Raw genomic sequence first — 26832 nt, 5'->3', positions numbered from 1 at the left:
TTATATTATTAGTATAGGAGCGTGGTGAGAATGAGCATTAAGTATTCAAACAAAATCAATAAAATCCGGACCTTTGCATTAAGTTTAGTATTTATCGGCCTCTTCATTGCATACTTAGGTGTCTTTTTCCGCGAAAACATTATTATTATGACAACGTTTATGATGGTTGGCTTTTTAGCTGTTATCGCTAGCACTGTCGTTTACTTTTGGATTGGTATGTTATCTACTAAGACTATCCAAATTATTTGCCCAAGCTGTGATAAGCCAACCAAAATGCTGGGCCGTGTCGATGCATGTATGCACTGCAATCAACCTTTAACACTAGATCGAGATCTAGAAGGAAAAGAATTTGATGAAAAGTATAATAAGAAGAGTTATAAATCATAAGTATCAAGGGAAATACGAATTTGCAACACTACAAACGTTTCAACTCATTAAAAAGTTGATTTCTTAAAAAATCAACTTTTTAATTATTTTATTAAATTTATTACACCTATTTTTTCGAAATAACAGCAAACATCCCTGTCATATTAGGCGAATAATCTTTAAAATCATATTTTTCGTAGAATGATGTTTTACCTTGCGACGCAAACAAACCAATGAATGCTTTATCTGGAGCATTCCCATTTAAGTATTCTACTAAAGTATTCATTATTTTCTTTCCAATACCATTCTTTTGATACTCTGGATGAACCACTATATCTTGAATATAGAAATAGATAGCCCCATCACCAACAATTCTCCCCATGCCGATGATTTGATTATTATCCTTGACTGTTATACAGTAAATCGAATTTTGAAGTGATATTTCCGCCACCTCAAAGTTCATATAGTTAGTCCATCCCACAGAATCACATAAATATTTATATTCTTCCAATGTTGGAATGTTATTTTTAATCTCATATTTCTTCAAAATGTCCCCTCCAAGAATTCATTTCCACCAATACAAAGTAAATTCGACAAACTTTTATCTAACCCTTCTTACTAACTTAGCACTGTAAATCCCGATTAACCTCACGCTAATCCTTATATAATAAAGAAAGAGGCTGACGTATAGCCGTCAGCCTCTTTCTTTATTATATATTACGCCTTATGACACTCTGGACAAACGCCATAAATTTCTAAGCGATGACTATTGATAACGAAGCCTGTCGTTTTCGCAGCTTCCTCTTCCAGCTTTTCCAAGCCTCCATAAGGAAAATCAACAATCTTACCACATTTTTCGCAAATCACATGATAATGTTGACTTGTAACATAATCAAATCTACTTGAAGCGTCTCCATAAGTTAATTCCTTTACAAGTCCAACCTCTTTAAACACACGTAAGTTATTATAGACAGTTGCAACACTCATATTTGGAAACTTACCTTCTAATGCTTTATAAATATCATCCGCTGTTGGGTGCGTCATTGATTCCACAAGGTACTCTAAAATAGCATGACGCTGTGGAGTAATGCGTACACCCGTATTTTTCAGCATTTCTAGCGCTTCTTTTAATTCTTCTTTGACCACCGTCATGCACCCCGATTCTATACGGATTATTATTTTATAATTCTTATAAAGAGTGTACTCCTTTTCTTATAAATCGTCAATATTTCTACTATAAGTATGTAGTTTATTTTTATATTCAGGACTTGTTTTTATATATCTTTCCCTTTTTTCTTCATATATTCCATAGAAAAAAGTGCGACATAATCGCACTTGGAATACTATCATCTGAGGAGGTATGCCCTACACTTCCACTTTATGTAAGGCAGTAAAATATGTATAGACACTTGCCTTGTTTCTGCATATTTTATCTCCAATGTAGATTTATTTTATATAAGAAAGAACATCCTCAATATGTCCTTTCACTTTCACTTTACGCCACTCTTTTACAAGTTCACCGTCTTTATTAATAAGGAATGTAGAACGCTCGATTCCCATATACTCTTTCCCAAAGTTCTTTTTTAACTTCCAAACATCGTATAACTCTGCTACTTTATGATCTTCATCTACTAAAAGTGTAAATGGCAATTCATGTTTCTCAATGAATTTCAAATGTCTATTCGCTGAATCAGGACTTACTCCAAGAATAACCGTATCCTTCTCTTGAAATACTCCATACGCATCACGAAAATCACATGCTTCAGTTGTACACCCTGGCGTCATATCTTTCGGATAAAAATAGAGAACTACATTTTTACCGCGGAAATCAGCTAGGCGAACTTCTTCTCCGTTACTTCCCTCTAATGTGAATTCTGGTGCCATTTCTCCTACTGTAATCATAGTTATCACTCCTACTCTTTTCCTTTACTATAACAAATGCTTCCTTATTTTTCATTGTCTATTACAGACCTCATCACAAAAGCAAAAGGGAGTGTATATCCAATTAGCGCTTCTGCGATTGCAATCCATCGCCCAATTCCAATCGGAGATATGTCACCATATCCAACAGACAATAAAGTAACTGCGCTAAAATATAAACAAACTTCGACGAGTTGAAAAGAATGAGCGTTCAAACTTTCTCCGTCCTCTTTCAAAACTGCGAAACCCATTTCCTCTAATACAACGTAACTTAATCCAAATGCGATTAGTACTGTTGTATAGATTAAAAATAATGTGGCCAAATTATAGAGCGAAAAAAAACGCGTTGAATCTGAATAGGAACTCCATAATAATTGGACACTTTTCAAAATAGCGATTGCTGCAATTAATAGAATAAATCCCCATAACATGTCCTCCACCTCATTTTATATGTATGAGGTGGAGAACTGATTTATCCCTTAGAAACGAACAAGCTTCTATAATTAATTACCCGCGCCACGATACCTTTTTACCCCTTGGTTCCAGAGGGTGATTGCAATCGTAAAACAGATAACACCAACAATTGGCGTCGCAAATGCATAACTATTCCATTCTGTTTTTCTTAAAAAGTATGCCGCTGGATATACTCCAACAAACGCAAACGGTAAAACAAACGTTAAAATGAAACGAATTACACGATTATAAATATTAACAGGATAGCGCCCGTAATTACCTATGTTATACATAAGAGGCATAATTGAACTTTTCGCATCCGACCAAAAACCAAGGCTCGCCAGCGTAACAAATATACCTCCATATACAAGTGCTCCTCCTCCTACCATCAATATAAATAAGAAGAAATCATACCAGTAAAAAGATAATTGTAACTCCACAGCTGCATATCCCATTACAACAATCCCTGTAATAGCTCCAATTAAAGATTCAAGTTCCATTCTTTCTAATATAATTTGAAATAGGCTATGGATCGGCCGCGTTAATACACGATCCATCTCCCCTTTAATAATGTATCGATCATTAAAATCCCATATATTAAAGAAAGCTGAAAAGATGGCAAATGGTACTAAAAAGAAACCATAAATAAAGATTACTTCTTCTCGACTCCATCCCTTCAATGCTTGTGTATGCCCAAATACAACGAGAATAAATATTAAATTAACTGCTTGAAGCGATAAATCAGAAAGTAAACCAACGATAAAATCGCCTCGATACTCCAATTTTGTTTTTATATATTGACTTGCATATTGTAAAAATAAGTTTATATATAGCATCTCATCATCCCCCTTGTACAATTAGACGTTTTCTCGCCGTTCTCCACATGAGTACAATTGGAATAATAAGTACAATCGCCCAAATCACTTGAAATACTAAAGCCTCATACAACTTACTCCCCTGTATACCTTCAGAAAAAATCATACTTGGAATATAACTAATAGCCTGAAACGGTAAAAACATCATTGCTTTTTGGGCCCATAGCGGATAAAAACTAATTGGTAATAATAGACCTGAAAATAAATCAATAACAACGCGTTTTGCATACATAATCCCACTATTATTAAATAGGAAAAACGTAAGCATTCCCGTCATTAAATTAATTTGTGTATTAATAATAAAACTAAATATTAAAGATAAGAAGAAATATAACCACGTTTGAAAATTTGTTGTAATTTGCAACGAAAATAATAACGTAACGATAACCATGCCTGGAATGGAAAAGAAGGCAAAGCGGAATATTCCCTCGCCAAGACCTTGCATAACTTTCATTCCCAAATAGTTATACGGACGAATTAATTCTACAGCCACACGTCCTTCTTGAATCTCCATCGCAATTTCCCTATCTATATTATTAAAATAGAAGGCACGTGCCATCCACGCGATTGCGATATACATGGTCATTTGCGAAATAGATAAACTTTCAATATTCTCTTTTCCGCTATAAATTGCTTGCCATAAAAAATAGTAAGCACCGATATTAATCGTATAAATTAAAATCCCGCTATAGTAATTTGTACGATACGCAAGCATCATTAAAAAGCGAATTCGAATCATTTCAATATACTTACCCATGCGTAATACCTTCTTCATAAATGTTACGAATAATTTCCTCTGTAGACACTTCGTTAATTTTTAAATCTTTAATTTGAAAGGCTTGTACTACTTTAGAAATAAGCATTGAAATAATAACTTCTTCATTCGGAATTTTTGCAACCCATGCATTTTCCTCTTTTGCTTTCGACCAAACGACATGATTATCTGGCATAACCATTGATAAAGCCTGATAGGAAACTGGTGCAACAAACTGAAAGTGAATTTCCTTCTCCGCTCCCCACTGCGTACGAAGATTATTTAAAGAACCGTCATACATAATATTTCCTTCATCCAGCATGATAACGCGCTCACATAAAGCTTCAATATCAGTAATATCGTGTGTTGTTAATAAAATTGTTGTTTTATAACGTTCATTCATTTCTTTTAAAAATTCACGTATTTTCAATTTCACAAGTACATCTAACCCAATTGTTGGCTCATCTAAAAATAATAACGGTGGATTATGAATTAAGGCTGCCGCTAATTCACAACGCATCCTTTGACCAAGAGATAATTTTCGAACTGGTTTATCTAATAAGGGCCCTATATCTAACGTTTCAATTACGTGTTCCATATGCTCCTTATACTGAGCGTCTGATACACCATACACTTTCTTTAATAAACGAAACGATTCTTGTACTGCAATATCCCACCAAAGTTGCGAACGCTGTCCAAAAACAACACCAATTGTTCTTACAAATTCTTCTCTTTGTTTATGTGGGTTCATTCCATTTACTGTGATTTGCCCTGATGTCGGAGTTAAAATCCCCGTAAGCATTTTAATTGTTGTTGATTTACCAGCACCGTTCTCACCGATATAACCAACCATTTCACCTTGCTTCACAGTAAAAGATACATCATTTACTGCTGGTACTATTTTATAATTACGATTTAATAAATCGCGAAATGCACCCTTTAAGCCCGGACGACTTGAATAGGCTGTAAACTCTTTACGTAACCCTTGTACCTCAATTACCGATTTCATAATCGGACCCCCCTCCTAAATGTCACAACGAATAGTTTACCCAACTGCCTTCGCTATCACAAACAATACGTCTTTTCGAAAAACATGTTAGAATAATACATAGATTTTTGTAAGGAGATGAATTGTAGTGAATTTCACAAAGTCAGAAGCATTACATAAAGAAGCTTTAGAGCATATCGTTGGCGGTGTTAACAGTCCTTCTCGTTCTTTTAAAGCAGTTGGCGGCGGCGCTCCTGTTGCTATGGAACGTGGGAAAGGCGCTTATTTCTGGGATGTAGACGGAAATAAATATATCGATTATTTAGCAGCATACGGTCCTATTATTACTGGACATGCTCATCCGCATATAACAAAAGCAATTACAACAGCTGCTGAAAATGGGGTACTTTATGGAACACCAACAGCGCTAGAGGTAAAATTCGCAAAAATGTTAAAAGAAGCAATGCCTGCATTAGATAAAGTCCGTTTCGTAAACTCTGGTACAGAAGCAGTGATGACAACGATTCGTGTTGCTCGTGCTTATACAGGTCGCACAAAAATCATGAAATTTGCTGGTTGTTACCACGGTCATTCTGATTTAGTACTTGTGGCAGCTGGATCTGGCCCTTCTACTTTAGGAACTCCTGACTCAGCTGGCGTACCACAAAGTATCGCACAAGAAGTTATTACCGTTCCATTTAACAATGTAGAAACTTTAAAAGAAGCTTTAGATAAATGGGGTCATGAAGTAGCAGCTATCCTTGTAGAACCGATCGTTGGAAACTTCGGTATTGTAGAGCCTAAACCTGGATTCCTTGAAAAAGTGAATGAACTTGTTCACGAAGCTGGCGCACTAGTAATTTATGATGAAGTTATTACTGCTTTCCGCTTTATGTACGGCGGTGCTCAAGACTTACTTGGTGTTACACCTGACTTAACAGCGCTTGGTAAAGTTATTGGCGGCGGCTTACCAATCGGTGCTTACGGTGGTAAGAAAGAAATTATGGAACAAGTTGCTCCGCTTGGACCTGCATACCAAGCTGGTACAATGGCAGGAAACCCTGCTTCTATGGCATCAGGTATCGCTTGTCTAGAAGTACTTCAACAAGAAGGGCTTTATGAGAAATTAGATGAACTTGGTGCAATGCTTGAAAAAGGAATTTTAGAGCAAGCAGCGAAACATAATATCGACATTACATTAAATCGTCTAAAAGGGGCTTTAACTGTATACTTCACAACTAATACAATTGAAGATTACGATGCCGCACAAGATACAGACGGTGAAATGTTCGGTAAATTCTTCAAGCTTATGCTTCAAGAAGGAGTTAACTTAGCACCTTCTAAATACGAGGCATGGTTCTTAACTACAGAACATACAAAAGAAGATATTGAATATACAATCGAAGCTGTAGGCAGAGCATTTGCTGCCCTAGCAGACAATAAATAATCCCTTCATTAAAAGGAAAAAAGAAAGCTCACCTTTCTTTTTTCCTTTTTTCTATTTCATAAATCACGCATTAATAGTATAATTATTCATAATTATCTGTTTTATATTCTTTTACAGCATTACTATCTCTGTGTACAAGGTGATTTGCACCTTAAATAGTAAGATTATTCTAACTTTTACAAGAGGGGGGATTGACGGATGCTCAATAAAAAAAATACATGGACACCGTCTTTATTTCGAGATTATAGAAATGCAGAACATGATGCGTGTGGAATCGTTTCCGTTATGGAGAAACGAAAAATTGCTACAAAAGAAAACATTGACCTTTGCATACAATCACTCGTCAAAATGAATCATAGAGCTGGTTTCATTAATGGCGAGGGCGATGGCATCGGCATTCACATTGATATACCAAAAACGCTTTGGAATGAAAAACTAAAAAGTAGCGGATATAATCCAACGATTGTGGATCATCCCCACTTTATCGTTGGACATTTTTTTCTAAATAAAAAAGAAAACATTACTGCCTTAAAAGATTATATTCGTACGCAATTAAACAACAAAAACTTTGCAATCATTTTCGAAAGTGATGATGCAACAAACTCAGATGCGCTCGGTCCACTTGGTAAACAAGAAGAACCTTTATTTTGGCAAGTTGCCCTTATCGCAGAAAACGAAATTACAAATATTGAGCAAACATTATTTTCTGTCACAATAAAAATAGAGGAAAACGAAGCAATTCATGTTGCTTCATTAAGTCATGATCATGTTGTATATAAAGTTCTAGGTGCTGGTGATACGCTTGTTGCCTACTATAATGATTTACAACATCCGCTTATCGCTTCAACTATGACATTAGGACATAACCGCTACTCTACTAATACATTATCTAATTTTTTTCGTGTACAACCATTTAGCATTCTCGGACATAATGGTGAAATTAACACAATTGCGAAATTACGCGATCAAGCTGAAATGATTGATGTACCACTTACTGCAGGAGGCAGTGACTCTCAAGATTTAAACCGCACCTTAGAAACCCTACTTGTTCAATACGGCTACAGCTTATTTGAAGCAATGGAAATTCTATTCCCACCAATTATTAATGAAATTAAACTTTATGAAACACCTTTACAAGATTTATATACGTATATACGTGAAGCATGGGGACATTTTGCACAAGGACCAGCTGGCATCATTTCCCGTTTTAAAGATGAAGCTGTTTTCAGCGTTGATTCCCTTGGATTACGCCCAGTATGGAAAGTAGAGACAGAGAGCTCTTATATTTTCTCTTCTGAACCTGGAGTTGTATCACCAACTAAATATGTAGCAGAACCAAAACCACTCGCTCCTGGAGAAAAAGTCGGATTAAAATGGAATGAACAAGATGAACTTGTTCTTTATGAATATGACAAATATCAAATCCAAGTATATAACCGTTTTAAAAAGCGAATTGATACTACCAATTACCATTTAAATTTATCTATCCCTGAAACAAAAAAAATCCAAGGGCTATGTGATTCTGTTCAAGTTGAAACGAAACAATACGTCGCTTTCGGATGGGACCGAGAACATATTCAACTTCTTGAACAGATGGCAACAAAAGGCGTTGAGCCAATACGCTCACTTGGGCATGACTCACCACTTGCCGCACTCGATACTGATAGACGAAATATCGCTGACTTTATTAAAGAAAGTGTAGCTGTTGTTACAAACCCTGCAATTGACCGTGACCGTGAAATTGAACACTTCTCTACACGTACTGTACTTGGAGAGCGTCCAAGTTTATTAAGCGGCGCAAAACGGCCATTTGTAGTTGAAATGCTTTCACCAATTATTTTAGAAGGCAGCGTGGCACAACCTATTGCAGAGGAATTACACACAATTACGTACGAACAACTCATAGAGCTATTTAAGACTCATAACTCTATCGCCACAATCTCTGCTACATTCAGCTCGTCAGAAACTCTGCAATGCGCATTAAGCCGCATTAGTTCTGAAGCGATAGCTGCTGTTAACAATGGCGCTTCCCTACTAGTATTAGATGACGCAAAAGCCCATCTAAATGAACGATTGTGGATTGATCCACATTTAGTTACTGCTAAAGTACATCAAGCATTAAGTGAAAATAAATTACGCCGCAATTGTTCTCTCGTTATACGTTCTGGTGCTCTTCGCTCCTTACATGACATTGTCACGCTATATGGATTAGGAGCAGATGGTATTAATCCATATTTATTATTCGCGACTGTAAATGATGGAACAAAAACACCAATTACGAATCTATATAATGCACTTAATAAAGGATTAGAAAAAGTCATTTCAACAATTGGAATTCATGAGTTACGTGGTTACGGACGTCTCTATTCATCTATTGGGTTACATGAAGAAATCGCAAATATATTACAGATTACAAATTTCTTCGGTTCAAATGATTTAGCCTTTTCACTTGAATCACTTGTTGAAGATGCAAAAATACGAGCAGAGGATTATAACAATCCTAAAATTAGAATGCGAAAATCATTTCATATATTCCCGCGAATTTGGAAAGCAATCGGCGATGTTGCAAAAGGAAATTCTTATGATGATTACCGTGACAAGTTAAGTGAACTAGAAGAGAATAATCCAATTGCAATCAGACACCTTGTTCAAACGAAACAAACAAAACATGTCGTTCCAACTGAAGAAGTATCTATCGGCATCAAAAATCATAATTTACCATTTATTATTAGTTCTATGTCATTTGGTTCTCAAAACGAAATTGCCTTTCGCGCATATGCAGAAGCAGCCGATCAGCTAAATATGATTAGCTTGAACGGTGAAGGCGGCGAAATTAAAGATATGATTGGAAAATATCCACATACACGTGGACAACAAGTGGCATCTGGGCGATTTGGAGTAAATGCCGAACTACTAAACTCATCAAACTTAATTGAAATCAAAATCGGTCAAGGCGCAAAGCCTGGGGAAGGTGGGCATTTACCTGGTTCAAAAGTGACAGCCAAAATCGCTGAAGCACGTAATGCGACAATCGGCTCAGATTTAATTTCACCTTCTAATAACCATGATATTTATTCAATTGAAGATTTAGCTCAAATGATTACAGAAATTAAAACAGCTAATCAACTTGCCAAAGTAGCCGTGAAAGTCCCTGTTGTTCCTAATATCGGAACAATTGCTGTCGGTATCGCCAAAGCTGGCGCTGATTTTATTAACATTAGCGGATTCGATGGCGGAACAGGCGCTGCACGTATTCACGCATTGCAGCATGTAGGTCTCCCTGTAGAAATTGGTGTTAAAGCCGCTCACAACGCTTTATTAGAAGCAAGCATGAGACATAAAGTAGAGATTTGGGCAGATGGTGGTATTCGAAGTGTAAATGATGCCTTAAAAATCATGCTCCTCGGAGCAAACCGTATTGGATTTGGCACACTATCAATGATTGCAATCGGCTGTACTACTTGCCGTGGGTGCCATCTAGATACTTGCCATGTTGGAATTGCGACACAAATCGAGTCTGAAGCACAAGCAAAAGAACATGGGTTACGCCGCTTTGTCCCACGCGAATTAGAAAGCGCAGTTGCTGGCCTGCTAAATTTATTCACCTCTTTCGGTGTAGAACTAAAACGATTAACAGGACAGCTTGGTTATACAAATTTACAAGCAATTGTTGGGCGTTCTGATTTATTAGAGCAAGTTCGAGGCGAAAATTTATTAAACTTACGTAATTTACTACAAATAATAGAACATCCATCTGTTACAACAACAGAAGGCGTACCGGAAAAACAATTTAAGACAGTTCATTCCGCTGACTCAAAAGAATTGGTAGGCGTTGGTGTAGAGCAACGCGTTATGGGTGGTCTAGAATCATGTTATCGCGTTCGCAGTAAACTATATGAAGCTACTCAACTTGAACCACTTACATTAAAGTATACGAATGGTTCTATTCCCGGAAATGGGTTAGGTGCTTACAATAGTGAAAATTTATTTATACACGTAAATGGCGGCGCACAAGATGGCATTGGTAAAACTTCCTTTGGTGGTGGGATTTATATAACGAAATCAAAAGGAAAAGACGGAGTATATTATAACGGTTCTGTCGGAAAAGGATTTGGATATGGTGCACAAAAAGGGGCACTATACGTGCAAGGGAACGCTGATGCTCGCGCTGGCATTCGCCTTTCTGGGGCAGACATGATAATTGGAGGTAGAATAACAAAACCACTCCGTGAAAAAGAGCAAGGAAATATAGGTGCATACTCCAATATTAAAGGTTTTGCTTTTGAATATATGACAAATGGGCGAGCGCTTGTTTTAGGTGACCCTGGTCCATGGATTTGCGCTGGCATGACTGGCGGTGTTGTTTATTTGCGCCGTGATTCAAACTTAGGCTTAACAGAACAGGCCTTAAAAAGAAGAATCGCAAAAGGCGCAAATGTTACATTACAACCAATTAGTAAAAATGGTTTGAAAGATGTAACTGAATTATTGCTAGACTATATTCGTGTACTAAACGAGCACGAGCAATATGAGGAAGTTGCTTTGTTAACACCATTATTAGATGATATACAGAACAAGTTTTTTGAGATTATCCCGAAAAAAGAACAGGCAGATCCATCTATCTCAACAGAGTAAAATGAGTAATTTTCATTATTAAGAAAAAATTGACGAAGTACGCTTCTCATAGTAATCTATAGTAACAATTTGAGACCTGCTGAAATTCAGCAGGTTTTTTTACTAAAAACTGATGTTTAAAAGAAATTAGGAAAAATTATAAAGTGAAACTTTAATTAGCCTACACCAATCGGACGTTTACCGGCATCCAGCTTCTGAATTTTGAGGCGTGAATCTTACTACTCACAATTAGCGGGATAAAATGAACACTAATTTCTTTTAACGTCACTAAAATATCACTTGCTAACATATTGTAATGAATGTATAGTATCATGTTGTACATTCATTATGACAAGAGAAAGGATCTTATTAAGGGTATGAAACTTGGTGCTCGCATTTTAAAAACGGGTATTGCCATCACGTTAGCTTTATTTGCTTGTATTTTACTTCAATTACCGAGTCCGGTATTTGCGGGAATTTCAGCTATCTTTGCTGTCCAACCGTCTGTATACCGTTCTTATTTAACAGCACTTGAACAAATTCAAGCAAATGTAATTGGTGCGATATTTGCTATCGCATTTGCTACTGCTTTTGGACATAATCCTTTTATTATTGGATTAACATGTATATTAGTAATTGCTCTTACATTACAATTACGATTAGAAAACACAATATCAATTGCTTTAGTAACAGTTATCGCCATTATGGAGTATCAAGGCGAAGATTTCTTTAGTTTTGCCTTACTTCGATTTGCGACGATTATGATTGGTATTATTGCGGCTTCACTTGTAAATTTAGTATTTATGCCGCCAAAATATGAAACAAAACTTTATCATCGTATCGTTGATAATACAGAAGAAATTGTAAAATGGATTCGAATGAATAGCAGGCAGGCTTCTGATTTTACAACGCTAAAAACTGATATTGATCGTATGAAAGAAAAAATGATCAAACTAAACCATTACTATTTGCTGTATAAAGAAGAAAGAAGCTACACGAAAAAAGTAAAGTTCGCAAAAATTCGTAAGCTCGTTTTATTCAGACAAATGTTAGCGACAACAAGCCGTGCTTTAAGTACGTTAAAATCATTACACCGTACTGAAAATGAACTGCGCTATATGCCGGAAGAATTTCAGGAATCTATCCAAAACGAACTTGACTCATTAACGCATTATCATGAACAAGTTTTATTAAAATTTATTGGTAAAGCAAAAAAACAACAATCAGTTGAAATGCTTGATGAAGTTGAAACAGGTAAACAAGAATTAATTGATATCTTTATGGAATATCAAAATAAAGACGATGAAGAAGCATATAAAACATGGTTACATCTCTTCCCTCTTATTTCTTCCATCATTAACTATAGTGAAGAAGTAGAGCATTTAGATTTGCTTGTAGATAGCTTCTACACATACCATAAACCAGAAAAAGAACTCCAAATCGATGATAAAAAAGAAGACGAATAAAAAACAGCTCCTTTTATGCTAAAGGAGCTGTTTCTGTTATATGTTGAAGTTGATATAAATTGTAATAAAATCCTCTTTTTCGCATTAACTCTTCATGAGAACCAGTCTCTTTAATCTCACCGTCTTCAATGTAAATAATCGTATCAACATGCGTAATCGTCGCTAATCGATGTGCAATTATAATCGTTGTCCGGTCAGCAGCTAACGTCTGAAGCGCCTCTTGAATATACCTTTCATTTTCTAAATCTAATGCTGAAGTTGCTTCATCTAATATAAGTACCGAAGGATTCTTTAGAAACACTCGTGCAATTGCCACGCGTTGTCTTTGCCCGCCCGATAGCTTCACACCACGTTCTCCAACGACAGTATTATAACCATCTGGTAAGTCTATAATAAAATCATGAATTTGCGCAGCTTTAGCAGCTGCAATCACCTCTTTCTCTGTAGCCTTCGGATTTCCATATAAAATATTAGCTCCAATTGTATCGCTAAACAATAAATTATCTTGCAGTACAATTCCAATATGACTACGCAAATTTCTCATATTATACTTTCTTACATCTATGCCATCTACATAAACCGTGCCTTCAGAAACATCATAGAAACGCGGGATCAAACTAGCAAGAGATGACTTTCCTCCCCCACTCGCTCCTACAAGCGCTACTTTCTCTCCAGGTTGCATAGTTAATGACAAGTTGTGTAATATCTCTTTTTCATCTGCATTATAACGAAAAGAAACATTGTCAAATACAATTTCTCCATTTAATTTTTTCGTTTGTACCGCATTTGGTACATTAACAATATCGTATTTTTCATCTAACAGTTCAAACACACGGTCCATCGATGCAAAAGATTGTGTTAATGTTGTAGATGAATTAACAAGGCGGCGAAGCGGACTATATAAACTATCCATATATCCAACAAAAGCTACCATCGTTCCTAGCGTTAACTGCCCTTGAATTACTTCATATGCTGCAAAACCAATCACAAGTAACGGACCTAAATCGGTTAACGTGTTTACTGCCGAAAATGTTCTTGCCGTCCAACTTGTATGGGTTAATGCTTTCGTTAAAAATTCATTATTTCTTTTTTCAAACTGCTTCCCCTCATACTCTTCTAACGCAAAGCTACGTGTCACTTGCATTCCTTGAATACGTTCATGCAAATACCCTTGCATCGTCGCTAACGCTTGTGAACGCTCTTTCGTCAATTTCCGAAGACGTCCGAAAAAATATTTCACTGCAATTACATAAATAGGTAAAATCAATAACGCAACAAATGTTAATTTTATATTCATAGAAAACATAACAATGATAGCAATAGCAATTGTTGCAGTATCTAACCAGACGTTCATCAAACCAGTAATTACAAAATCTTTCGTTTGTTCTACATCATGGATGACACGCGAAATAATCTCCCCTGTTTTTGTATTGGAGTAATAACGTAAACTTAACTTTTGTAAGTGACCGAAAATATGCTTCCGCAAATCATACAGTATTGTATTTGCGATACGTTGGGCGAAATATTGACGATAATATTCAATCGGTGGTCTTAATACCGCAAAAATAAAGAAAGCAATTCCAATCGCTGTTATTAATTGAGATGTTTTATCTTGAAGTGAGCCAGCGCCTTGAATTACATCATCGATAATATACTTTAATAACCACGGCATAATAAGTGGGATACCGAACTTAACTAGTCCAATAATAATTGTAATAGCAATAAGCCATCGATATGGTTTAACAAATTGTAAATATCTTTTTATGCCTTGCACATAATCCCCCCTCTAATAGGACAAACCTGCCGGGAAGCCCCCTGCAGGTTTGTTTTAATTTCTGTACATTAAATATCGTTCATACCACATATCTACGAAATCTGGTGCAAATGGACCTTTTCTTTGATGAATCCACTGTGTTAAATGTGCTACATTTCGTTTTAAAATTGTATCAATAACAGGTGGATACTGCATAATTTCACTATGTTTTTCATACTCATCTTCATCTAGAAGCGTATATGTCATATCTGGATATACTTTAATATCTAAATCATAATCAATATACTTTAATGCTTCAGGATCATACGCAAAAGGTGAGCTTAAATTACAATAATAATATACGCCATCTTCCCTAAGCATCCCAATCACATTAAACCAATAGTTGGCATGAAAATAACAAATTGCTGGTTCACGAGTAATCCATGTTCGGCCATCCGATTCTGTAACTACTGTACGATCATTCGCTCCGATTACAAGACTCTGTGTCCCTTTTAAAATTGTTGTTTCTTCCCACATTCTATGAATGGAGCCATTATGTTTATAACTATGTATTTGTACTTTTTCTCCTTCTTTGGGAAATCCCATATATGCTCCCTTCTTTCAACTGCAAATGCCCTTTGAACGGCATTCACTTTTTTTCTATTATAACTTTTTTGTCGAAATTTTAAAACTAAAGGGATAAGACTCTATTTTTCAAACTGAATATGCAGGAGGTTTATCGTTGAATACTATGCCCCACCGCTTCTTAGGAGATAAAAGGATTGTACTGTATTATTTATAAGCGAGGACATATAATAGAAAAAGCCCTTCTCTATTTCCATACAAAGAAGGACTTTTCACCTAAAGATAACAATATATCTTATCCTAAATTTGAAATCATTTTTTCAGTTGCAAAAGATTGAATTACACTATTCGTTTGTTCTTCAAATTTCTCATGTAACATCTTCAACGCTACTTCTGTTCTATATATTTCCTGGCGGATAAAATGCAGTTCTTTTTTATCGCACGTATCTTTTTCATTCATTTCAATTTGTTGATACTTCTCTAGATGTGCTTGTAATTTTAACAATTCATCCATCGTTTCTAATTGCTCCCCTACCAACTTATCAAAATCGTTCATTACTTACCCCCTTTTGGACTTATTCATCAGTTATTATTCCTAATTACATAATTCTAATTGTTAACTTCCTTCTCCTTTGACTACATTTGTTGACTTATTAGAAGTTATGTCGTTCGCTTTCTTTTCATTACAACGATCCACGCAAAAAGAAAACACTTCTCCCGAATTAGAGAAGTGTTTTTCTTTCATTACTGATTTGAGCTAGAAGATTGTGATTGTTTTGCAGCTGACTTAGCATTTTGTTTTTTCACAGAATGCACGTCTGTTTCAGTTGCAAATTCTGTACCATAACTAGCGTTTGCACTTTGTGCACCAGAAGCTTGTGCTTTCTTTGCTTCTGATTGTGCGTTTGCTTGTTTTACAGCTTGTACATCTGTTTCAGTTGAAAACTCTGTACCATAACTAGCATTTGTACTTTGAATGCTAGCACCAGAAGTTGCTTTGTTATAACCTTGTTGTTTTTTACTCATCTTTCTCACCTCCACAATCAATAATGTAACCAATTCACTTAGAAGCTATCCGTAATTTTCTTTTGAATAATTTCCGCATATATCTTTTGTTACTTATTCAAACTATAAGAAATGGAGGTGGAAATATGTATATAGGACGCGATATGACTGAACTAACGATGATTTCAAAAAATGAATGGAAAGAAGATGAATTAGCTTATTTTCATCACTCACTACAACAGGTTCTGCCTTATTTAAATGTAGAAGGGCAAAGTATTTACAAAGAAATTGTAGTAGAAATCGAATCAAGAGGCGGCTTACAAGAAGGTAAAGCTAGTTGGACTCATGGGACAAAAATTTCTTACGATTAAAAAAGTGTTCCCTAGATTGGGAACACTTTTTTATTTATTGCATTGTAATTTTCTCCACACAATTTTCATAAATAGTACGGTGTGATTTTGAGAAAGGTAATTGCTCAAATACCTCTTTCGATACAAATTTTAATGTATCTGTATCAACAATATTACCGGTTACTTTTCCGTAAAATACAAATATATCCCAAGTACGATGTGTAAACGTATGTTGTACATTCATTGCGTATTCATCAATAGAAACCTCGAGCTCAAATTTTTCTTTCATATAATCTATAAGCTGTTCCTTCTGATTTCGAATACCTTCTCCAAGTTCAGCATTAGGAAACTCCCACATGTTAGCTAACAAACCTGTACTTGGACGTTTATTAATAACGTAACGACCGTCTTCAGTTTGAAGTACGCCTGCAACAATAGGTACCATTTTAGGAGCTTTCGCTTTACTTTTTACTGGTAATTCTTTTTGAACACCTTCAGCATATCCTCTGCAATGCTCACGCACAGGACAAAGTAAGCACGATGGATTTTTAGGAATACAAATCAATGCACCTAATTCCATCAATCCTTGATTAAAATAAGATGGGTTTTCTACTGAAATAATTTCACGCACAATCTCTTCAAAAACTTTTCGAGTCTTTGGTTTTGCAATATCATCCCATACTGATAAAATACGAGATAATACACGCATAACATTTCCATCAACTGCCGGCTCTGGTATACCATATGCGATACTTAAAATAGCACCTTTTGTATATGGTCCTACTCCTTTTAACTTTTCAATTTTCTTTACATCACTTGGTACAACCCCGCCGTATACTTCTTTTACCTCTTTTACTGCCGCATGTAAATTACGTGCTCTAGAATAATATCCTAAACCTTCCCATGCTTTTAATACTTCTTCATCATCAGCGTTCGCTAACGCTTCAAGTGTAGGAAACTTCCCCATAAAATTTGCGTAATATGGTTTTACAGCTTCTACTCTTGTTTGCTGCAACATAATTTCAGAAACCCAAACGCGGTATGGATCTTTATTCTTTCTCCACGGTAAGTCGCGCTGTTCTTCTTCAAACCAACCAATTAAATCATTTTGAAACTGCTCTATATTAAAATTGTTTAGTATTTCAAGTGTCAAACTTGATCCCCCTCATTTTTTTGCATATAAGTACTATTATAAAGATTTTAGGAAAAAATTTAAGTAAGATGACATAGGAAATAGAAGGCAAAGGACTTGAGGTATCGAATAAAAAGAGTTACATTAATAAAAAACGGAGGTGGATTTCTATGGACACAGCCACTCACCTTGTTATGGGTATCACTTTAGGTAGCTTAGCAACATTAGATCCAGCCATAGCACAAAGTGATATTGGCCCCCAAGCTGTTATGCTTGCTACAATTGCTGGTTCCAACATTCCTGACATTGACACAGTTTTAAAATTGCGTAATAACGCTAAATATATAAGAAATCATCGTGGGATTACTCATTCTATTCCTGCGGTAATTCTTTGGTCATTCCTTATAAGTGGCATCTCTTTCGCCTTCTTTTCAGAAGCTCCATATCTTCATCTACTACTTTGGTCATTTATTGCCGTCTTTCTTCACGTCTTTGTAGATATTTTCAACGCCTATGGTACACAAGCATTACGACCTTTCACAAAAAAATGGGTCGCACTTGGCATAATTAATACATTCGATACCGTAATTTTCTTTATCCATATACTTGCAATTGCTTGCATGCTCGTCGGTTCTCATAAGGGATATACAGCTTTAGCGGCATATATATTAATGATTGTTTACTATATCGGACGGATTATGATGCACAGAAATATAAGAAGCGTTGTACACAAACGTTTCAAAAATGTCGAAAAGATTATCATTTCTCCTTCTTACCGATTTTATCATTACCATTTAGCAGTCGTTACGGCTGATTATTACTACGTTGCGAGATGGCACCGTGGTAACATTATGATATATGATAAGTTCGATCGGATACCGTTCCCAGACAATAATATTATGCGAGCAGCTAAACAAGATGAAAACATCTCAGCCTTCCTATCTTTCTCTCCTGTATATCGCTGGGATATTTTTGATCATGACCATTATTATGAAGTACGATTCATTGATTTACGATATCGAAGTAAAGATTATTATCCATTTGTTGCAATCGTTCAGCTCGACCACAATTTAAATATTATTAGTTCCTATACAGGATGGATCTTTAGTGAAGAAAAGCTTCGAAAAAAACTGGAATTACTTCCACATTAAAAAAAGCGACTTAAGTCGCTTTTTTTAATGTTTCAAATGATCTTCTTGATTAATTAAATGACTATACTTCGGATTATTTGTCCGCATTTCATGAAGGCGTACACCATGATTATTAATCCATGATCGTACCACTTGTTCCGTCATTTCATCGCCTTGATAACGACCTGATTTTGCATAAGTTGTTTGAAAATCTTCCCATAGTAACTCAACCCACGCACGAGCTTGTGCGTAAGAAAGCTTGTCATTCTTGTCTAATAATTCTTTCGTTAATGTTTCATAAATATCATTCATATTATAATCTCCTTTTACCTATTTATCCCTTCATTTCTAAAGGATAGTTTCTTCAATTTTGCACATTCTATAATTGATACTTCTTAAAGAGGTATCAACCGATAATGAGGAGGGCGTTCGCAATGGGTAAACAAGCCGAATTTTGGTCTGAGTCAAAAAACAACAGCAAAATCGACGGTCAACCGAAAGCGAAATCACGCTTCGCTTCGAAACGACCTAACGGCACAATTAACACGCACCCACAAGAACGTATGCGTGCTGCAAATCAGCAGGAAGAATAGTACAAATTAAATTAACTTCCTACACGAGGTGATAAAGATGAGCTACCGTGATCGCTTAGATAGTCGTTCTGAATTATTTAACCATACGTGGACTCGTCCAAAACATGCGAAAGCACAAGTTAACGGACAGACGCAACAAACCCAGTCTCTCATTATATTGGCAAATGAATGTAAAAAACGCCAATTTTAGAATCTCCTATCTCCTTTAACGCCTACCAAAGATGAAAACCAGAGAGATATATGCTCTCTGGTTTTTATTTTTCTTGCAATAAGGAAATTGGTATGCCAATCTCTTCATTATCATTTTGCTTATATCCCCAAGCAAATACCCCATTGAAATACGTAATTTTAAATAATACACCAGGTTCTTCTACTAATTCATATGTTTCACCAATACGGAATTTGTTTACATCCGTCATATAAGCACGAGCCATTGCCATTTTTCTCATTAATACATCAAATTCATTGACAATCCCAAGCTGCTCAGCTTTTACTGCTTGCTCCTTCAAAGCGCCAATTTCTTCCCTTAGCTCATGCGGTGTCATTTCACTGTAGCGTTTTGGCATATTCATCTTATTCTCCTCATTCCTCTTCGCGTTTCATTTGCAAAAATATCTCGATTTCATCAATAGAGAATCCTTTTCGATATAACGCTTGTTTCATCTTGTTTTCAAATGTCCATCCATCATGCTTCTTATATTTCTCATAATATTTATTCCCATGATAGTGTAACGCTTCTTGTTGCTTTTCGTCATCTTTTTCGTCTTTCAATTCTTCCAAACAAATTTGAATTACTTCTCTAGAATATCCTTTTCGAACAAGCATCTCATCTAACTTTAGTTTCATTTGTAAAAAAGAATGTTTTTGATAAGATTTTTTCTTCTTCTCTATGAGAAACAAGGCATTCTCAATTTGCTTTTCCTTCGGATATTCTTGTAAACTATGTGTAATAATTAAATCCTGAACACCTTTATTTAATAACTCTCTTTTAATAACAGTTGGACCTTTTCGATTCACATTACTTTGCGTTCGCGTATATAAAACAGCATACTCTTTATCATTAATATATCGGTCATGTAATAATTTCGAAACGACTTCAGAGATGATGGCCTGTCCCACTTCTTTTTTTCGTAAAAAATCTTCTATTTCTTGTTTTGTTCTCATTTGATAGGATAAATAGGAGATTGCTTGTAAATATGCTTTTTGTACTTCTTCATTGTACAAAATATTTCCTAACTCGATTTCATCAATTTCTAAGCCTTTTTGTAATCCATGTTTTATTAAGATTACTTGATCCACACTAAATCCGTACTCTTCGCCTTGACCTTTATCAATATAAATATTAAATCGTTCTTTCGATCGTTTTTGTACTTCTATTTTTGTAATGACAGCCATACTCTCACCTCTCTATTATTTTAACATAGTCGAGGAACATTTTTTCTTTTCAAGAATATATATAATGAGGAGGAAATACTTTTGAAAATCGCAATTTCTGGTGGTACAGGCTTTATCGGTAAATCCCTTTCTACTTTTTTTATTCAAAAAGGATATACTGTTTACATTCTCACACGAAAAAAAACTACTGAAACTTCCGATCCTAACCTTCAGTATGTTCAATGGACACCAGATTTACAAACCTTCCCCCTCTCTTCTATTGATATAGTTATTAATCTAGCCGGAGAGTCTATTAATAGTAGATGGACAAAGCAACAAAAGAAAGTCATTTTAAACAGTAGAATTCAAACAACAAAAGGAATCATTAAACAATTGCAGACACTCCATACAAAACCACACACATTTATTAACGCAAGTGCTATTGGATACTATGGAACGTCTGAAATAGAGTCTTTTACAGAACAGCATGAGACTCCTGGAAATGACTTTTTAGCAAATACAGTATATTCATGGGAACAAGAAGCATCTAAAGCACGTTCTCTCGGAATACGAACAATCTACGCAAGATTTGGAGTTGTATTAGGTGCAAATGGAGGAGCTCTTCCCAAAATGCTACTTCCCTATCAATTCTATATCGGCGGCACCATTGGTTCTGGGAAGCAATGGTTATCATGGATTCATATAGACGATGTCGTTCGTATGATGGATTTCATCATACACAAAAAAGAAATTGATGGTCCTCTTAATATGACAGCACCAACACCCATAAGAATGAAGGAATTTGGAGAAAACATTGCAACTATAATGAAAAAACCTCATTGGTTGCCTGTACCTTCATTTATCATTCAAACTTTACTGGGTGAAATGAGCATACTTGTACTAGAAGGGCAACGTGTATTACCCATTAAGGCAATTGAACATGGATACCAATACACATTTCCGGCAATAGACCATGCATTACAAAATATACTTTCGCATACAATGTAGTACTTCTAAAACACAATTTTACATGGGCTCTTTCAAAACTTTCATTTTCTAGGATCCTAAGCATTACCATACAAATAACCTTTCAGTTACTTTCCCTTAACTTCCATTAGCATTATAAAGTAACAGAAATGAGGTACCTATGAAAATATTGCTCAAACAAGCCATTGTATACCCTATTACATCTCAAAAGTTTCAAGGAGATGTACTCGTTACAGGAGAGCGAATTACCGAGGTCAAACCTTTTATTCAACCTACTCAAGATATGACCGTTATAGATGCACGAGCACTCCATCTCTTACCTGGCTTTATTGATGTCCATACTCACCTTGGTCTCTATGATGAAGGTACTGGTTGGGCTGGAAATGATGCCAATGAAACATCTGAAGTTTCAACACCACATATTCGTTCTTTAGATGGAATCCATCCTTTCGATATTGCCTTTCAAGACGCTGTACAAAACGGAATTACAACCGTTCACGTTATGCCTGGCAGTCAAAATATTATCGGGGGTACTACTTGTGTAATAAAAACAGCTGGAACTTGTATTGATCATATGATTATTCAAGAACCTGCTGGTTTAAAGATTGCCTTTGGAGAAAATCCTAAAAAAGTCCATAGTAATGGAACAAAAGAATCCATTACACGTATGGGGATTATGGGGTTACTTCGGGAATCATTCTATGAAGCACAACACTACGGGCACGAAGCTGATTTTAGAATGCTTCCTATTTTAAAAGCATTACGTCGTGAAATACCCGTACGTATCCACGCTCACCGAGCAGATGATATTAGTTCTGCGCTACGCTTTGCAACGGAATTCAACCTCGATCTACGTATTGAACATTGTACAGAAGGACACTTTCTTGTTGAAGAGCTTTCGAAACACAATTTGAAGGTTTCAGTTGGTCCCACTCTGACACGTCGTTCTAAAATCGAACTAAAAAACAAGACATGGGATACTTACCATATATTATCTAAAAATGGTGTGGAAGTTTCTATAACAACAGATCATCCTTATACACCCATTCAATATTTAAATATTTGTGCCGCTGTTGCAGTAAGAGAAGGGTTAGACGAGAAAACAGCACTAGAAGGAATCACCATATTCCCAGCGCGAAATTTGCGTTTAGAGGATAGAATTGGAAGCATTGAGGTTGGAAAAGACGCCGATCTCGTGTTATGGACTCATCATCCTTTCCATTATTTAGCCAAGCCTGTACTAACTATGATTGATGGAAAAATAATTTACAAAAAAAATAAAAAAAACTAGTTTATTTTTTTGACTAGATAAAGTATTATACGATTATAAACTGAATGAAACCATAATCAATTTGTGTCGTGATTATCATTTTCAAATTGATGAATGGGGAAGGCAAATGGTGCGCCACCAGCGTTAGAAACTGGTTCTAGTGGGTTCGATTCCCACCCCGAAATTTTTTAAAGATTGATATAAAAATTTCGAGGGTGGGGTGTTTTTTCGTCATGCTACCCTCGTGTGAGGAGGAGTTAGTATGTTGAAAAAACGCGACTTACACGACAGCCACGTTCTATACGAGTTAATGGTGGATCCAGCTGTCTTCCCTTTTGTGCGTCAAAAGGCTTATTCTTATGAAGAATATTTATTCTTAACAAAACAAACGATTGAAGCTGAAGAACGTGGTGAATTAATTTCACGCACAATTTTAGATGAATGGGGTAACCCTATCGGAACAATTACTTTATTTGATGTGCAAGAAAAAGCTGGATTTCTCGGGACATGGCTTGGCAAACCATATCATGGAAAAGGCTATAACAAATTAGCAAAAGATTCATTTTTTAGTGAACTTTTCTATGAATTAGATATTGAAACAATTTTCATGCGTATTCGTAAAATAAATATTCGTTCTATTAAAGCTGCAGAAAAACTGCAATATGTGAATCTAGCAAACGAAACAAGAAAAGCCGTATATGATGAAATTAACGCAAACGAAGAAGTGTATAACTTATATGAAATTCCAAAAGATCAATACACACTTGCTACAATGCGAGATACATCCTTCCAAGATGCTCATCAATTAAAAGAAGCGTAATCTAAATTTTCTGAAATGATAATCAATCGTTAACATTTTCCATATGCGTATATCCCCTCATGTCTTTGGAAACGATAAATAGTAACTTTAAGACACGAGGTGATTTGTAATGGATAAAAAGAAACGTGATAAAGCAAAAAACACATTATCTAGTACACAAGAAGTTCTCTATCAACGCGAATTTCAAAAAGCAGATCGTGCAGCAGGATATCGCTCGAAAAGCATTTAAAGTGAAAATGAATAATTAGAAGTTTCCCCCCTAATTATTCATTTTCATTACATAATTTTCTCGACTGATAGAAGTAAGCAAAAAAGCCCCTTATACATAAGGGACTTTTTTTGCTGTGGACAACTTTATCCACAAAACCAACAGAATTGTTAGTAATTTTCAAAAACATTTAATATTTTTCTATATTAAAGCATATATCAGCTGTTTTAATTGTGGATATTTTTCTAAAAATTGTGGACAATGTGGATATAGTTGTTAATATTCCGACTTTACTGTTTAATGAAAGCGTAATCCTTTTGTGGATAACTGGCTGAATTTTCTTTGAAAATAATAAAGAACCCTCTTTACATATACAAAGAGGGTTTCATATTAAGTAAAAGATTGTGCAAGAGCAGGTGATTTAATAGGTATATGACGCGGTTCTGCATGATTTTCTGCCAAAATTGCATCTACAATATGACCAGCTGGCTCTGGAAGATAGATGCTTTTCATTGCTTCTTTCATTTGAAGAAGCTTCACATCATCTTGTAATAATGCCTCTGTTTTTGCAAAAACCTCACTATCATCGCGAATGACAACTGCTGCTCCCTTTCTTTCAAAGTACATCGCATTTTCATTTTCTTGTCCTGGAACAGGCTTATATAAAATGACAGGTACTTGCAACGCTGCTGCTTCACTTAATGTTATTCCGCCTGGCTTCGTAATCATACAAGAAGTAACACGGAATAATTCATCAATATTTTCAACATACCCAAACACTTTTAATGCATCGGAATTTTGCTTCTGTAAACTTAATAAATCCTGTTTTAAAGCTTCATTTTTCCCACAAACGACAACTATTTGTAAATTAGGCACTGACATAAATGATTGGCATAGTTCTTTTACATTTCCTAATACCCCATGAGCACCTGCTACAATTAGTAAAATCTTTTTATTCTTACATAACTGATATTTAGTATATATGATTTCCGGATTTACCTTTAACTCAAAACTACTCCGAATTGGAATTCCTGTTTCAACAATTTGTTCCGCAGGTACACCGATATCAACCATCAATTCTTTCACATGATCCGTTGCAACAAAATAACGATCTACTTCTCGATGAATCCATATTTTGTGCACGCAAAAATCCGTTAATACGTTATAGACAGGAATTGAAATACCTGTTTGTTTCTTCAATTCTGGTACAGCGATAATTGGAAATGTATTAATCACAATATCTGGTTTCTCCACCTGTAATAGTGTTTTCAAACGTTTTCTTCCAAAGTTCGCATACCAAGATGCTATTTTCTTATCATAAATTTTTTCTACCCCGTAATAAAACAAACGATATAATTCTTTTCCTATTGTATAACTTTTTAAATATAGATATTTTGTAATGTCAGTTATAAATGGATGTGATTCTCCAAACAAGTCGCATACAATAACATCTTCAATTCCTTTTTGGCGAAATGTTTGTTCTAATGTTTTTGCTACTTGCACATGACCATTACCGTAATGTGCAGTTAATATTAAAACCTTGGGGTTTTTTATCAAACAAATCCACTCCTAGCTTTTTGTTTCTCCATATTGCATATACGACAATAGGAAAAACATTTTCCTTAAAAATTACATAAACAGATTCTAATAATTCCCTTTCAGCTATGTACCTGTCGTGGATATGCAAAGCATATAAGATTGACCCCTTAATCCTATCTGTGCTCATATCTTTACATTATACTTTCCTATAAGAGCTTTCGCAATAACTTACAAATGTTCTCTATTCCATGATACTCACTCTTTTACTTCTTAATTCTTTTTACTATTTTGATTTCCCTTTACAATTATGTAAATTTCTCCATTTATTCCGTACAAAATTATGGATATTCTACTTTCAGTATACTCTTTTATCAATATATACTCTAGATTTTATTGTAAAGAAAGCAAAAAGCCTAATCCAATATTTGGATTAGACCGCTTGTAAAATATATTTAGCATGTTCTACATTTTTCTCAGTAGGTGGTTCTACATTTGCGAGTGGATACTTGTGTCCAAGCGCCTCCCATTTATATACACCAAGCTTATGATATGGTAACACTTCAACTTTTTGAACATTAGACAGACTTTGAATAAAGCTAGATAGTTTTTGTAGATCCTCTTCATTATCCGTAACACCAGGAACTAATACGTGTCGTACCCAAATTGGTTTATTCTTATCCGATAAATAACGAGCAAATTGTAAAATATGTTCATTTGGTTTCCCTGTTAATTTACGATGCTTTTTGGAATCGATATGTTTCAGATCCAATAAAACTAAATCTGTATAATCCATTAAAATATCTAGCTTATTTTGGAATTCTGGTTCCTCAGAATAACAACCACCAGAAGAGTCGATTGTTGTATGGATACCAGCCGCTTTACACTTTTTAAACAACTCAATTAAAAAGTCTAGCTGTAATAATGGCTCTCCACCGCTAACTGTTATACCGCCTCCGGAAGCTTCAATAAATGGAAGGTAACATGTCACATCCTGCATCACTTCTTCAACTGTTATTTCTTTACCTTTACCAATTTCCCACGTATCAGCATTATGACAATATTGACAACGTAATAAACACCCTTGTGTAAATATGACATAACGAATCCCTGGGCCATCAACAGTACCACAAGACTCTACAGAATGTATTCTTCCTTTTACCATGTTACTTCCTCCTTTATTGAAACAGCCTCCCTTCGCTATAT

The 26832-nt window shown here is 35.4% G+C and carries 29 protein-coding genes; 12 read left to right on the top strand and 17 right to left on the bottom strand.

Translation table 11 applies throughout. The annotated features are described in order from the left end of the window. The first annotated feature begins 30 nt into the window (after positions 1-30). Entirely contained in the window at positions 31-387 is a 357-nt protein-coding gene (locus DN399_RS02715) for a YgzB family protein (protein WP_000025058.1), read from the top strand. Between the two features lie 106 nt (positions 388-493). On the opposite strand, the gene DN399_RS02710 is transcribed toward DN399_RS02715, so the two are convergent. From DN399_RS02710 to DN399_RS02680, 7 genes are all read right to left on the bottom strand, one after another. Then, entirely contained in the window at positions 494-913 is a 420-nt protein-coding gene (locus DN399_RS02710; RefSeq protein ID WP_000759736.1) for a GNAT family N-acetyltransferase, read from the bottom strand. A gap of 170 nt (positions 914-1083) precedes the next feature. Further along, positions 1084-1512 carry a peroxide-responsive transcriptional repressor PerR gene (gene perR, locus DN399_RS02705; protein ID WP_000237829.1) on the bottom strand — a complete coding sequence of 143 codons (429 nt, stop codon included), beginning with the start codon at positions 1510-1512 and terminating at the stop codon, positions 1084-1086. A gap of 300 nt (positions 1513-1812) precedes the next feature. Next, positions 1813-2268, bottom strand: a complete 456-nt coding sequence (gene bcp / locus DN399_RS02700; protein ID WP_000633710.1) for a thioredoxin-dependent thiol peroxidase — start codon at positions 2266-2268, stop codon at positions 1813-1815. A 44-nt stretch (positions 2269-2312) separates the two neighbouring features. Then, positions 2313-2717, bottom strand: a complete 405-nt coding sequence (locus DN399_RS02695; protein ID WP_000964343.1) for a potassium channel family protein — start codon at positions 2715-2717, stop codon at positions 2313-2315. Positions 2718-2789: 72 nt separating this feature from the next. Continuing rightward, positions 2790-3575, bottom strand: coding sequence for an ABC transporter permease (locus tag DN399_RS02690; protein WP_000965773.1), 786 nt, complete (start codon positions 3573-3575; stop codon positions 2790-2792). 4 nt (positions 3576-3579) lie between these two features. Then, positions 3580-4371 carry an ABC transporter permease gene (locus DN399_RS02685; RefSeq protein WP_149149313.1) on the bottom strand — a complete coding sequence of 264 codons (792 nt, stop codon included), beginning with the start codon at positions 4369-4371 and terminating at the stop codon, positions 3580-3582. Next, entirely contained in the window at positions 4364-5377 is a 1014-nt protein-coding gene (locus tag DN399_RS02680; protein WP_000843655.1) for an ABC transporter ATP-binding protein, read from the bottom strand. The genes DN399_RS02685 and DN399_RS02680 overlap by 8 nt, the downstream gene beginning before the upstream one ends. A 127-nt stretch (positions 5378-5504) precedes the next feature. Between DN399_RS02680 and hemL the strand changes: the two genes are divergently transcribed. The 3 genes from hemL (at position 5505) to DN399_RS02665 (ending at position 12883) form a co-directional block, all read left to right on the top strand. Beyond that, positions 5505-6803 (top strand): glutamate-1-semialdehyde-2,1-aminomutase, encoded by a 1299-nt coding sequence (hemL, locus tag DN399_RS02675; protein WP_001011863.1) that lies wholly within the window; start codon positions 5505-5507, stop codon positions 6801-6803. Between the two features lie 198 nt (positions 6804-7001). Further along, complete coding sequence (locus tag DN399_RS02670) at positions 7002-11438, top strand: glutamate synthase-related protein (RefSeq protein WP_000932758.1); 4437 nt, start codon at positions 7002-7004, stop codon at positions 11436-11438. A 356-nt stretch (positions 11439-11794) separates the two neighbouring features. Continuing rightward, positions 11795-12883: an aromatic acid exporter family protein gene (locus DN399_RS02665; RefSeq protein ID WP_000765787.1), complete on the top strand. Its 1089-nt coding sequence runs from the start codon at positions 11795-11797 to the stop codon at positions 12881-12883. Positions 12884-12896: 13 nt separating this feature from the next. On the opposite strand, the gene DN399_RS02660 is transcribed toward DN399_RS02665, so the two are convergent. From DN399_RS02660 to DN399_RS02645, 4 genes are all read right to left on the bottom strand, one after another. Continuing rightward, positions 12897-14657, bottom strand: a complete 1761-nt coding sequence (locus DN399_RS02660) for an ABC transporter ATP-binding protein (RefSeq protein ID WP_001161598.1) — start codon at positions 14655-14657, stop codon at positions 12897-12899. A 54-nt stretch (positions 14658-14711) separates the two neighbouring features. Further along, complete coding sequence (ntdP, locus tag DN399_RS02655; protein ID WP_000506622.1) at positions 14712-15242, bottom strand: nucleoside tri-diphosphate phosphatase; 531 nt, start codon at positions 15240-15242, stop codon at positions 14712-14714. 274 nt (positions 15243-15516) lie between these two features. Further along, positions 15517-15777: a YgaB family protein gene (locus DN399_RS02650; RefSeq protein WP_000997575.1), complete on the bottom strand. Its 261-nt coding sequence runs from the start codon at positions 15775-15777 to the stop codon at positions 15517-15519. A gap of 188 nt (positions 15778-15965) precedes the next feature. After that, a complete protein-coding gene (locus tag DN399_RS02645; protein ID WP_000039046.1) occupies positions 15966-16247 on the bottom strand; it encodes a gamma-type small acid-soluble spore protein in 282 nt (93 codons plus the stop codon). Positions 16248-16372: 125 nt separating this feature from the next. Between DN399_RS02645 and DN399_RS02640 the strand changes: the two genes are divergently transcribed. Beyond that, entirely contained in the window at positions 16373-16597 is a 225-nt protein-coding gene (locus tag DN399_RS02640) for a hypothetical protein (RefSeq protein ID WP_006916136.1), read from the top strand. 34 nt (positions 16598-16631) lie between these two features. Here DN399_RS02640 and mutY read toward each other — a convergent pair whose 3' ends face one another. Then, positions 16632-17729: an A/G-specific adenine glycosylase gene (mutY, locus tag DN399_RS02635; protein ID WP_000171397.1), complete on the bottom strand. Its 1098-nt coding sequence runs from the start codon at positions 17727-17729 to the stop codon at positions 16632-16634. Positions 17730-17878: 149 nt separating this feature from the next. On the opposite strand from mutY, the gene DN399_RS02630 reads away from it, so the two are divergent. Beyond that, the gene (locus DN399_RS02630) at positions 17879-18859 is read left to right on the top strand and encodes a metal-dependent hydrolase (RefSeq protein WP_000379109.1); all 981 of its coding nucleotides are present in this window, start codon (positions 17879-17881) and stop codon (positions 18857-18859) included. A 24-nt stretch (positions 18860-18883) separates the two neighbouring features. Here the strand turns inward: DN399_RS02630 and DN399_RS02625 are convergent, their stop codons facing one another. Beyond that, positions 18884-19150 carry a YfhJ family protein gene (locus DN399_RS02625; RefSeq protein ID WP_000998166.1) on the bottom strand — a complete coding sequence of 89 codons (267 nt, stop codon included), beginning with the start codon at positions 19148-19150 and terminating at the stop codon, positions 18884-18886. Between the two features lie 122 nt (positions 19151-19272). Between DN399_RS02625 and DN399_RS02620 the strand changes: the two genes are divergently transcribed. Together DN399_RS02620 and DN399_RS02615 are read left to right on the top strand one after the other, a co-directional pair. Then, on the top strand, positions 19273-19431 hold the full coding sequence (locus DN399_RS02620) for a small, acid-soluble spore protein K (RefSeq protein WP_000517891.1): 159 nt from the start codon (positions 19273-19275) through the stop codon (positions 19429-19431). 37 nt (positions 19432-19468) lie between these two features. Further along, positions 19469-19621, top strand: coding sequence for a YpzG family protein (locus DN399_RS02615; RefSeq protein ID WP_000122093.1), 153 nt, complete (start codon positions 19469-19471; stop codon positions 19619-19621). Between the two features lie 64 nt (positions 19622-19685). On the opposite strand, the gene DN399_RS02610 is transcribed toward DN399_RS02615, so the two are convergent. Beyond that, complete coding sequence (locus DN399_RS02610; RefSeq protein WP_001057025.1) at positions 19686-20003, bottom strand: YfhH family protein; 318 nt, start codon at positions 20001-20003, stop codon at positions 19686-19688. 10 nt (positions 20004-20013) lie between these two features. After that, on the bottom strand, positions 20014-20826 hold the full coding sequence (gene recX / locus DN399_RS02605) for a recombination regulator RecX (RefSeq protein WP_000268502.1): 813 nt from the start codon (positions 20824-20826) through the stop codon (positions 20014-20016). Positions 20827-20907: 81 nt separating this feature from the next. Between recX and DN399_RS02600 the strand changes: the two genes are divergently transcribed. The 4 genes from DN399_RS02600 to DN399_RS02585 all read left to right on the top strand — a co-directional run bounded on the left by DN399_RS02600 (position 20908) and on the right by DN399_RS02585 (position 24111). Then, a complete protein-coding gene (locus DN399_RS02600; protein ID WP_000684379.1) occupies positions 20908-21813 on the top strand; it encodes a TIGR01777 family oxidoreductase in 906 nt (301 codons plus the stop codon). 139 nt (positions 21814-21952) lie between these two features. Further along, positions 21953-23083: an amidohydrolase gene (locus DN399_RS02595; protein ID WP_000698317.1), complete on the top strand. Its 1131-nt coding sequence runs from the start codon at positions 21953-21955 to the stop codon at positions 23081-23083. 241 nt (positions 23084-23324) lie between these two features. Next, on the top strand, positions 23325-23882 hold the full coding sequence (locus DN399_RS02590) for a GNAT family N-acetyltransferase (RefSeq protein ID WP_000914734.1): 558 nt from the start codon (positions 23325-23327) through the stop codon (positions 23880-23882). Between the two features lie 109 nt (positions 23883-23991). Further along, on the top strand, positions 23992-24111 hold the full coding sequence (locus DN399_RS02585; protein WP_000358482.1) for a YfhE family protein: 120 nt from the start codon (positions 23992-23994) through the stop codon (positions 24109-24111). 369 nt (positions 24112-24480) lie between these two features. On the opposite strand, the gene DN399_RS02580 is transcribed toward DN399_RS02585, so the two are convergent. Next, the gene (locus DN399_RS02580) at positions 24481-25647 is read right to left on the bottom strand and encodes a diglucosyl diacylglycerol synthase (protein WP_000594690.1); all 1167 of its coding nucleotides are present in this window, start codon (positions 25645-25647) and stop codon (positions 24481-24483) included. 412 nt (positions 25648-26059) lie between these two features. Then, entirely contained in the window at positions 26060-26791 is a 732-nt protein-coding gene (pflA, locus tag DN399_RS02575) for a pyruvate formate-lyase-activating protein (RefSeq protein WP_000238458.1), read from the bottom strand. Between the last annotated feature and the right edge of the window lie 41 nt (positions 26792-26832).

The organism is Bacillus sp. AR4-2, from assembly GCF_008274865.1.
In the GTDB taxonomy this organism is placed as follows: Bacteria; Bacillota; Bacilli; order Bacillales; family Bacillaceae_G; genus Bacillus_A; species Bacillus_A cereus.
Note: the sequence above shows the minus strand (reverse complement) of the source record. Positions and strands in the feature narration are given on the sequence as shown.

Excerpts from the sequence above, each read along its gene's own strand:
- DN399_RS02715 (WP_000025058.1), top strand. The coding sequence starts at position 31 with ATGAGCATTAAGTATTCAAACAAAATCAATAAAATCCGGACCTTTGCA.
- bcp (WP_000633710.1), bottom strand. The coding sequence starts at position 2,268 with ATGATTACAGTAGGAGAAATGGCACCAGAATTCACATTAGAGGGAAGT.
- DN399_RS02695 (WP_000964343.1), bottom strand. The coding sequence starts at position 2,717 with ATGTTATGGGGATTTATTCTATTAATTGCAGCAATCGCTATTTTGAAA.
- DN399_RS02690 (WP_000965773.1), bottom strand. The coding sequence starts at position 3,575 with ATGCTATATATAAACTTATTTTTACAATATGCAAGTCAATATATAAAA.
- DN399_RS02685 (WP_149149313.1), bottom strand. The coding sequence starts at position 4,371 with ATGGGTAAGTATATTGAAATGATTCGAATTCGCTTTTTAATGATGCTT.
- DN399_RS02680 (WP_000843655.1), bottom strand. The coding sequence starts at position 5,377 with ATGAAATCGGTAATTGAGGTACAAGGGTTACGTAAAGAGTTTACAGCC.
- DN399_RS02670 (WP_000932758.1), top strand. The coding sequence starts at position 7,002 with ATGCTCAATAAAAAAAATACATGGACACCGTCTTTATTTCGAGATTAT.
- DN399_RS02665 (WP_000765787.1), top strand. The coding sequence starts at position 11,795 with ATGAAACTTGGTGCTCGCATTTTAAAAACGGGTATTGCCATCACGTTA.
- ntdP (WP_000506622.1), bottom strand. The coding sequence starts at position 15,242 with ATGGGATTTCCCAAAGAAGGAGAAAAAGTACAAATACATAGTTATAAA.
- DN399_RS02650 (WP_000997575.1), bottom strand. The coding sequence starts at position 15,777 with ATGAACGATTTTGATAAGTTGGTAGGGGAGCAATTAGAAACGATGGAT.
- DN399_RS02645 (WP_000039046.1), bottom strand. The coding sequence starts at position 16,247 with ATGAGTAAAAAACAACAAGGTTATAACAAAGCAACTTCTGGTGCTAGC.
- DN399_RS02640 (WP_006916136.1), top strand. The coding sequence starts at position 16,373 with ATGTATATAGGACGCGATATGACTGAACTAACGATGATTTCAAAAAAT.
- DN399_RS02630 (WP_000379109.1), top strand. The coding sequence starts at position 17,879 with ATGGACACAGCCACTCACCTTGTTATGGGTATCACTTTAGGTAGCTTA.
- DN399_RS02625 (WP_000998166.1), bottom strand. The coding sequence starts at position 19,150 with ATGAATGATATTTATGAAACATTAACGAAAGAATTATTAGACAAGAAT.
- DN399_RS02620 (WP_000517891.1), top strand. The coding sequence starts at position 19,273 with ATGGGTAAACAAGCCGAATTTTGGTCTGAGTCAAAAAACAACAGCAAA.
- DN399_RS02615 (WP_000122093.1), top strand. The coding sequence starts at position 19,469 with ATGAGCTACCGTGATCGCTTAGATAGTCGTTCTGAATTATTTAACCAT.
- DN399_RS02610 (WP_001057025.1), bottom strand. The coding sequence starts at position 20,003 with ATGAATATGCCAAAACGCTACAGTGAAATGACACCGCATGAGCTAAGG.
- recX (WP_000268502.1), bottom strand. The coding sequence starts at position 20,826 with ATGGCTGTCATTACAAAAATAGAAGTACAAAAACGATCGAAAGAACGA.
- DN399_RS02595 (WP_000698317.1), top strand. The coding sequence starts at position 21,953 with ATGAAAATATTGCTCAAACAAGCCATTGTATACCCTATTACATCTCAA.
- DN399_RS02590 (WP_000914734.1), top strand. The coding sequence starts at position 23,325 with ATGTTGAAAAAACGCGACTTACACGACAGCCACGTTCTATACGAGTTA.
- DN399_RS02585 (WP_000358482.1), top strand. The coding sequence starts at position 23,992 with ATGGATAAAAAGAAACGTGATAAAGCAAAAAACACATTATCTAGTACA.
- pflA (WP_000238458.1), bottom strand. The coding sequence starts at position 26,791 with ATGGTAAAAGGAAGAATACATTCTGTAGAGTCTTGTGGTACTGTTGAT.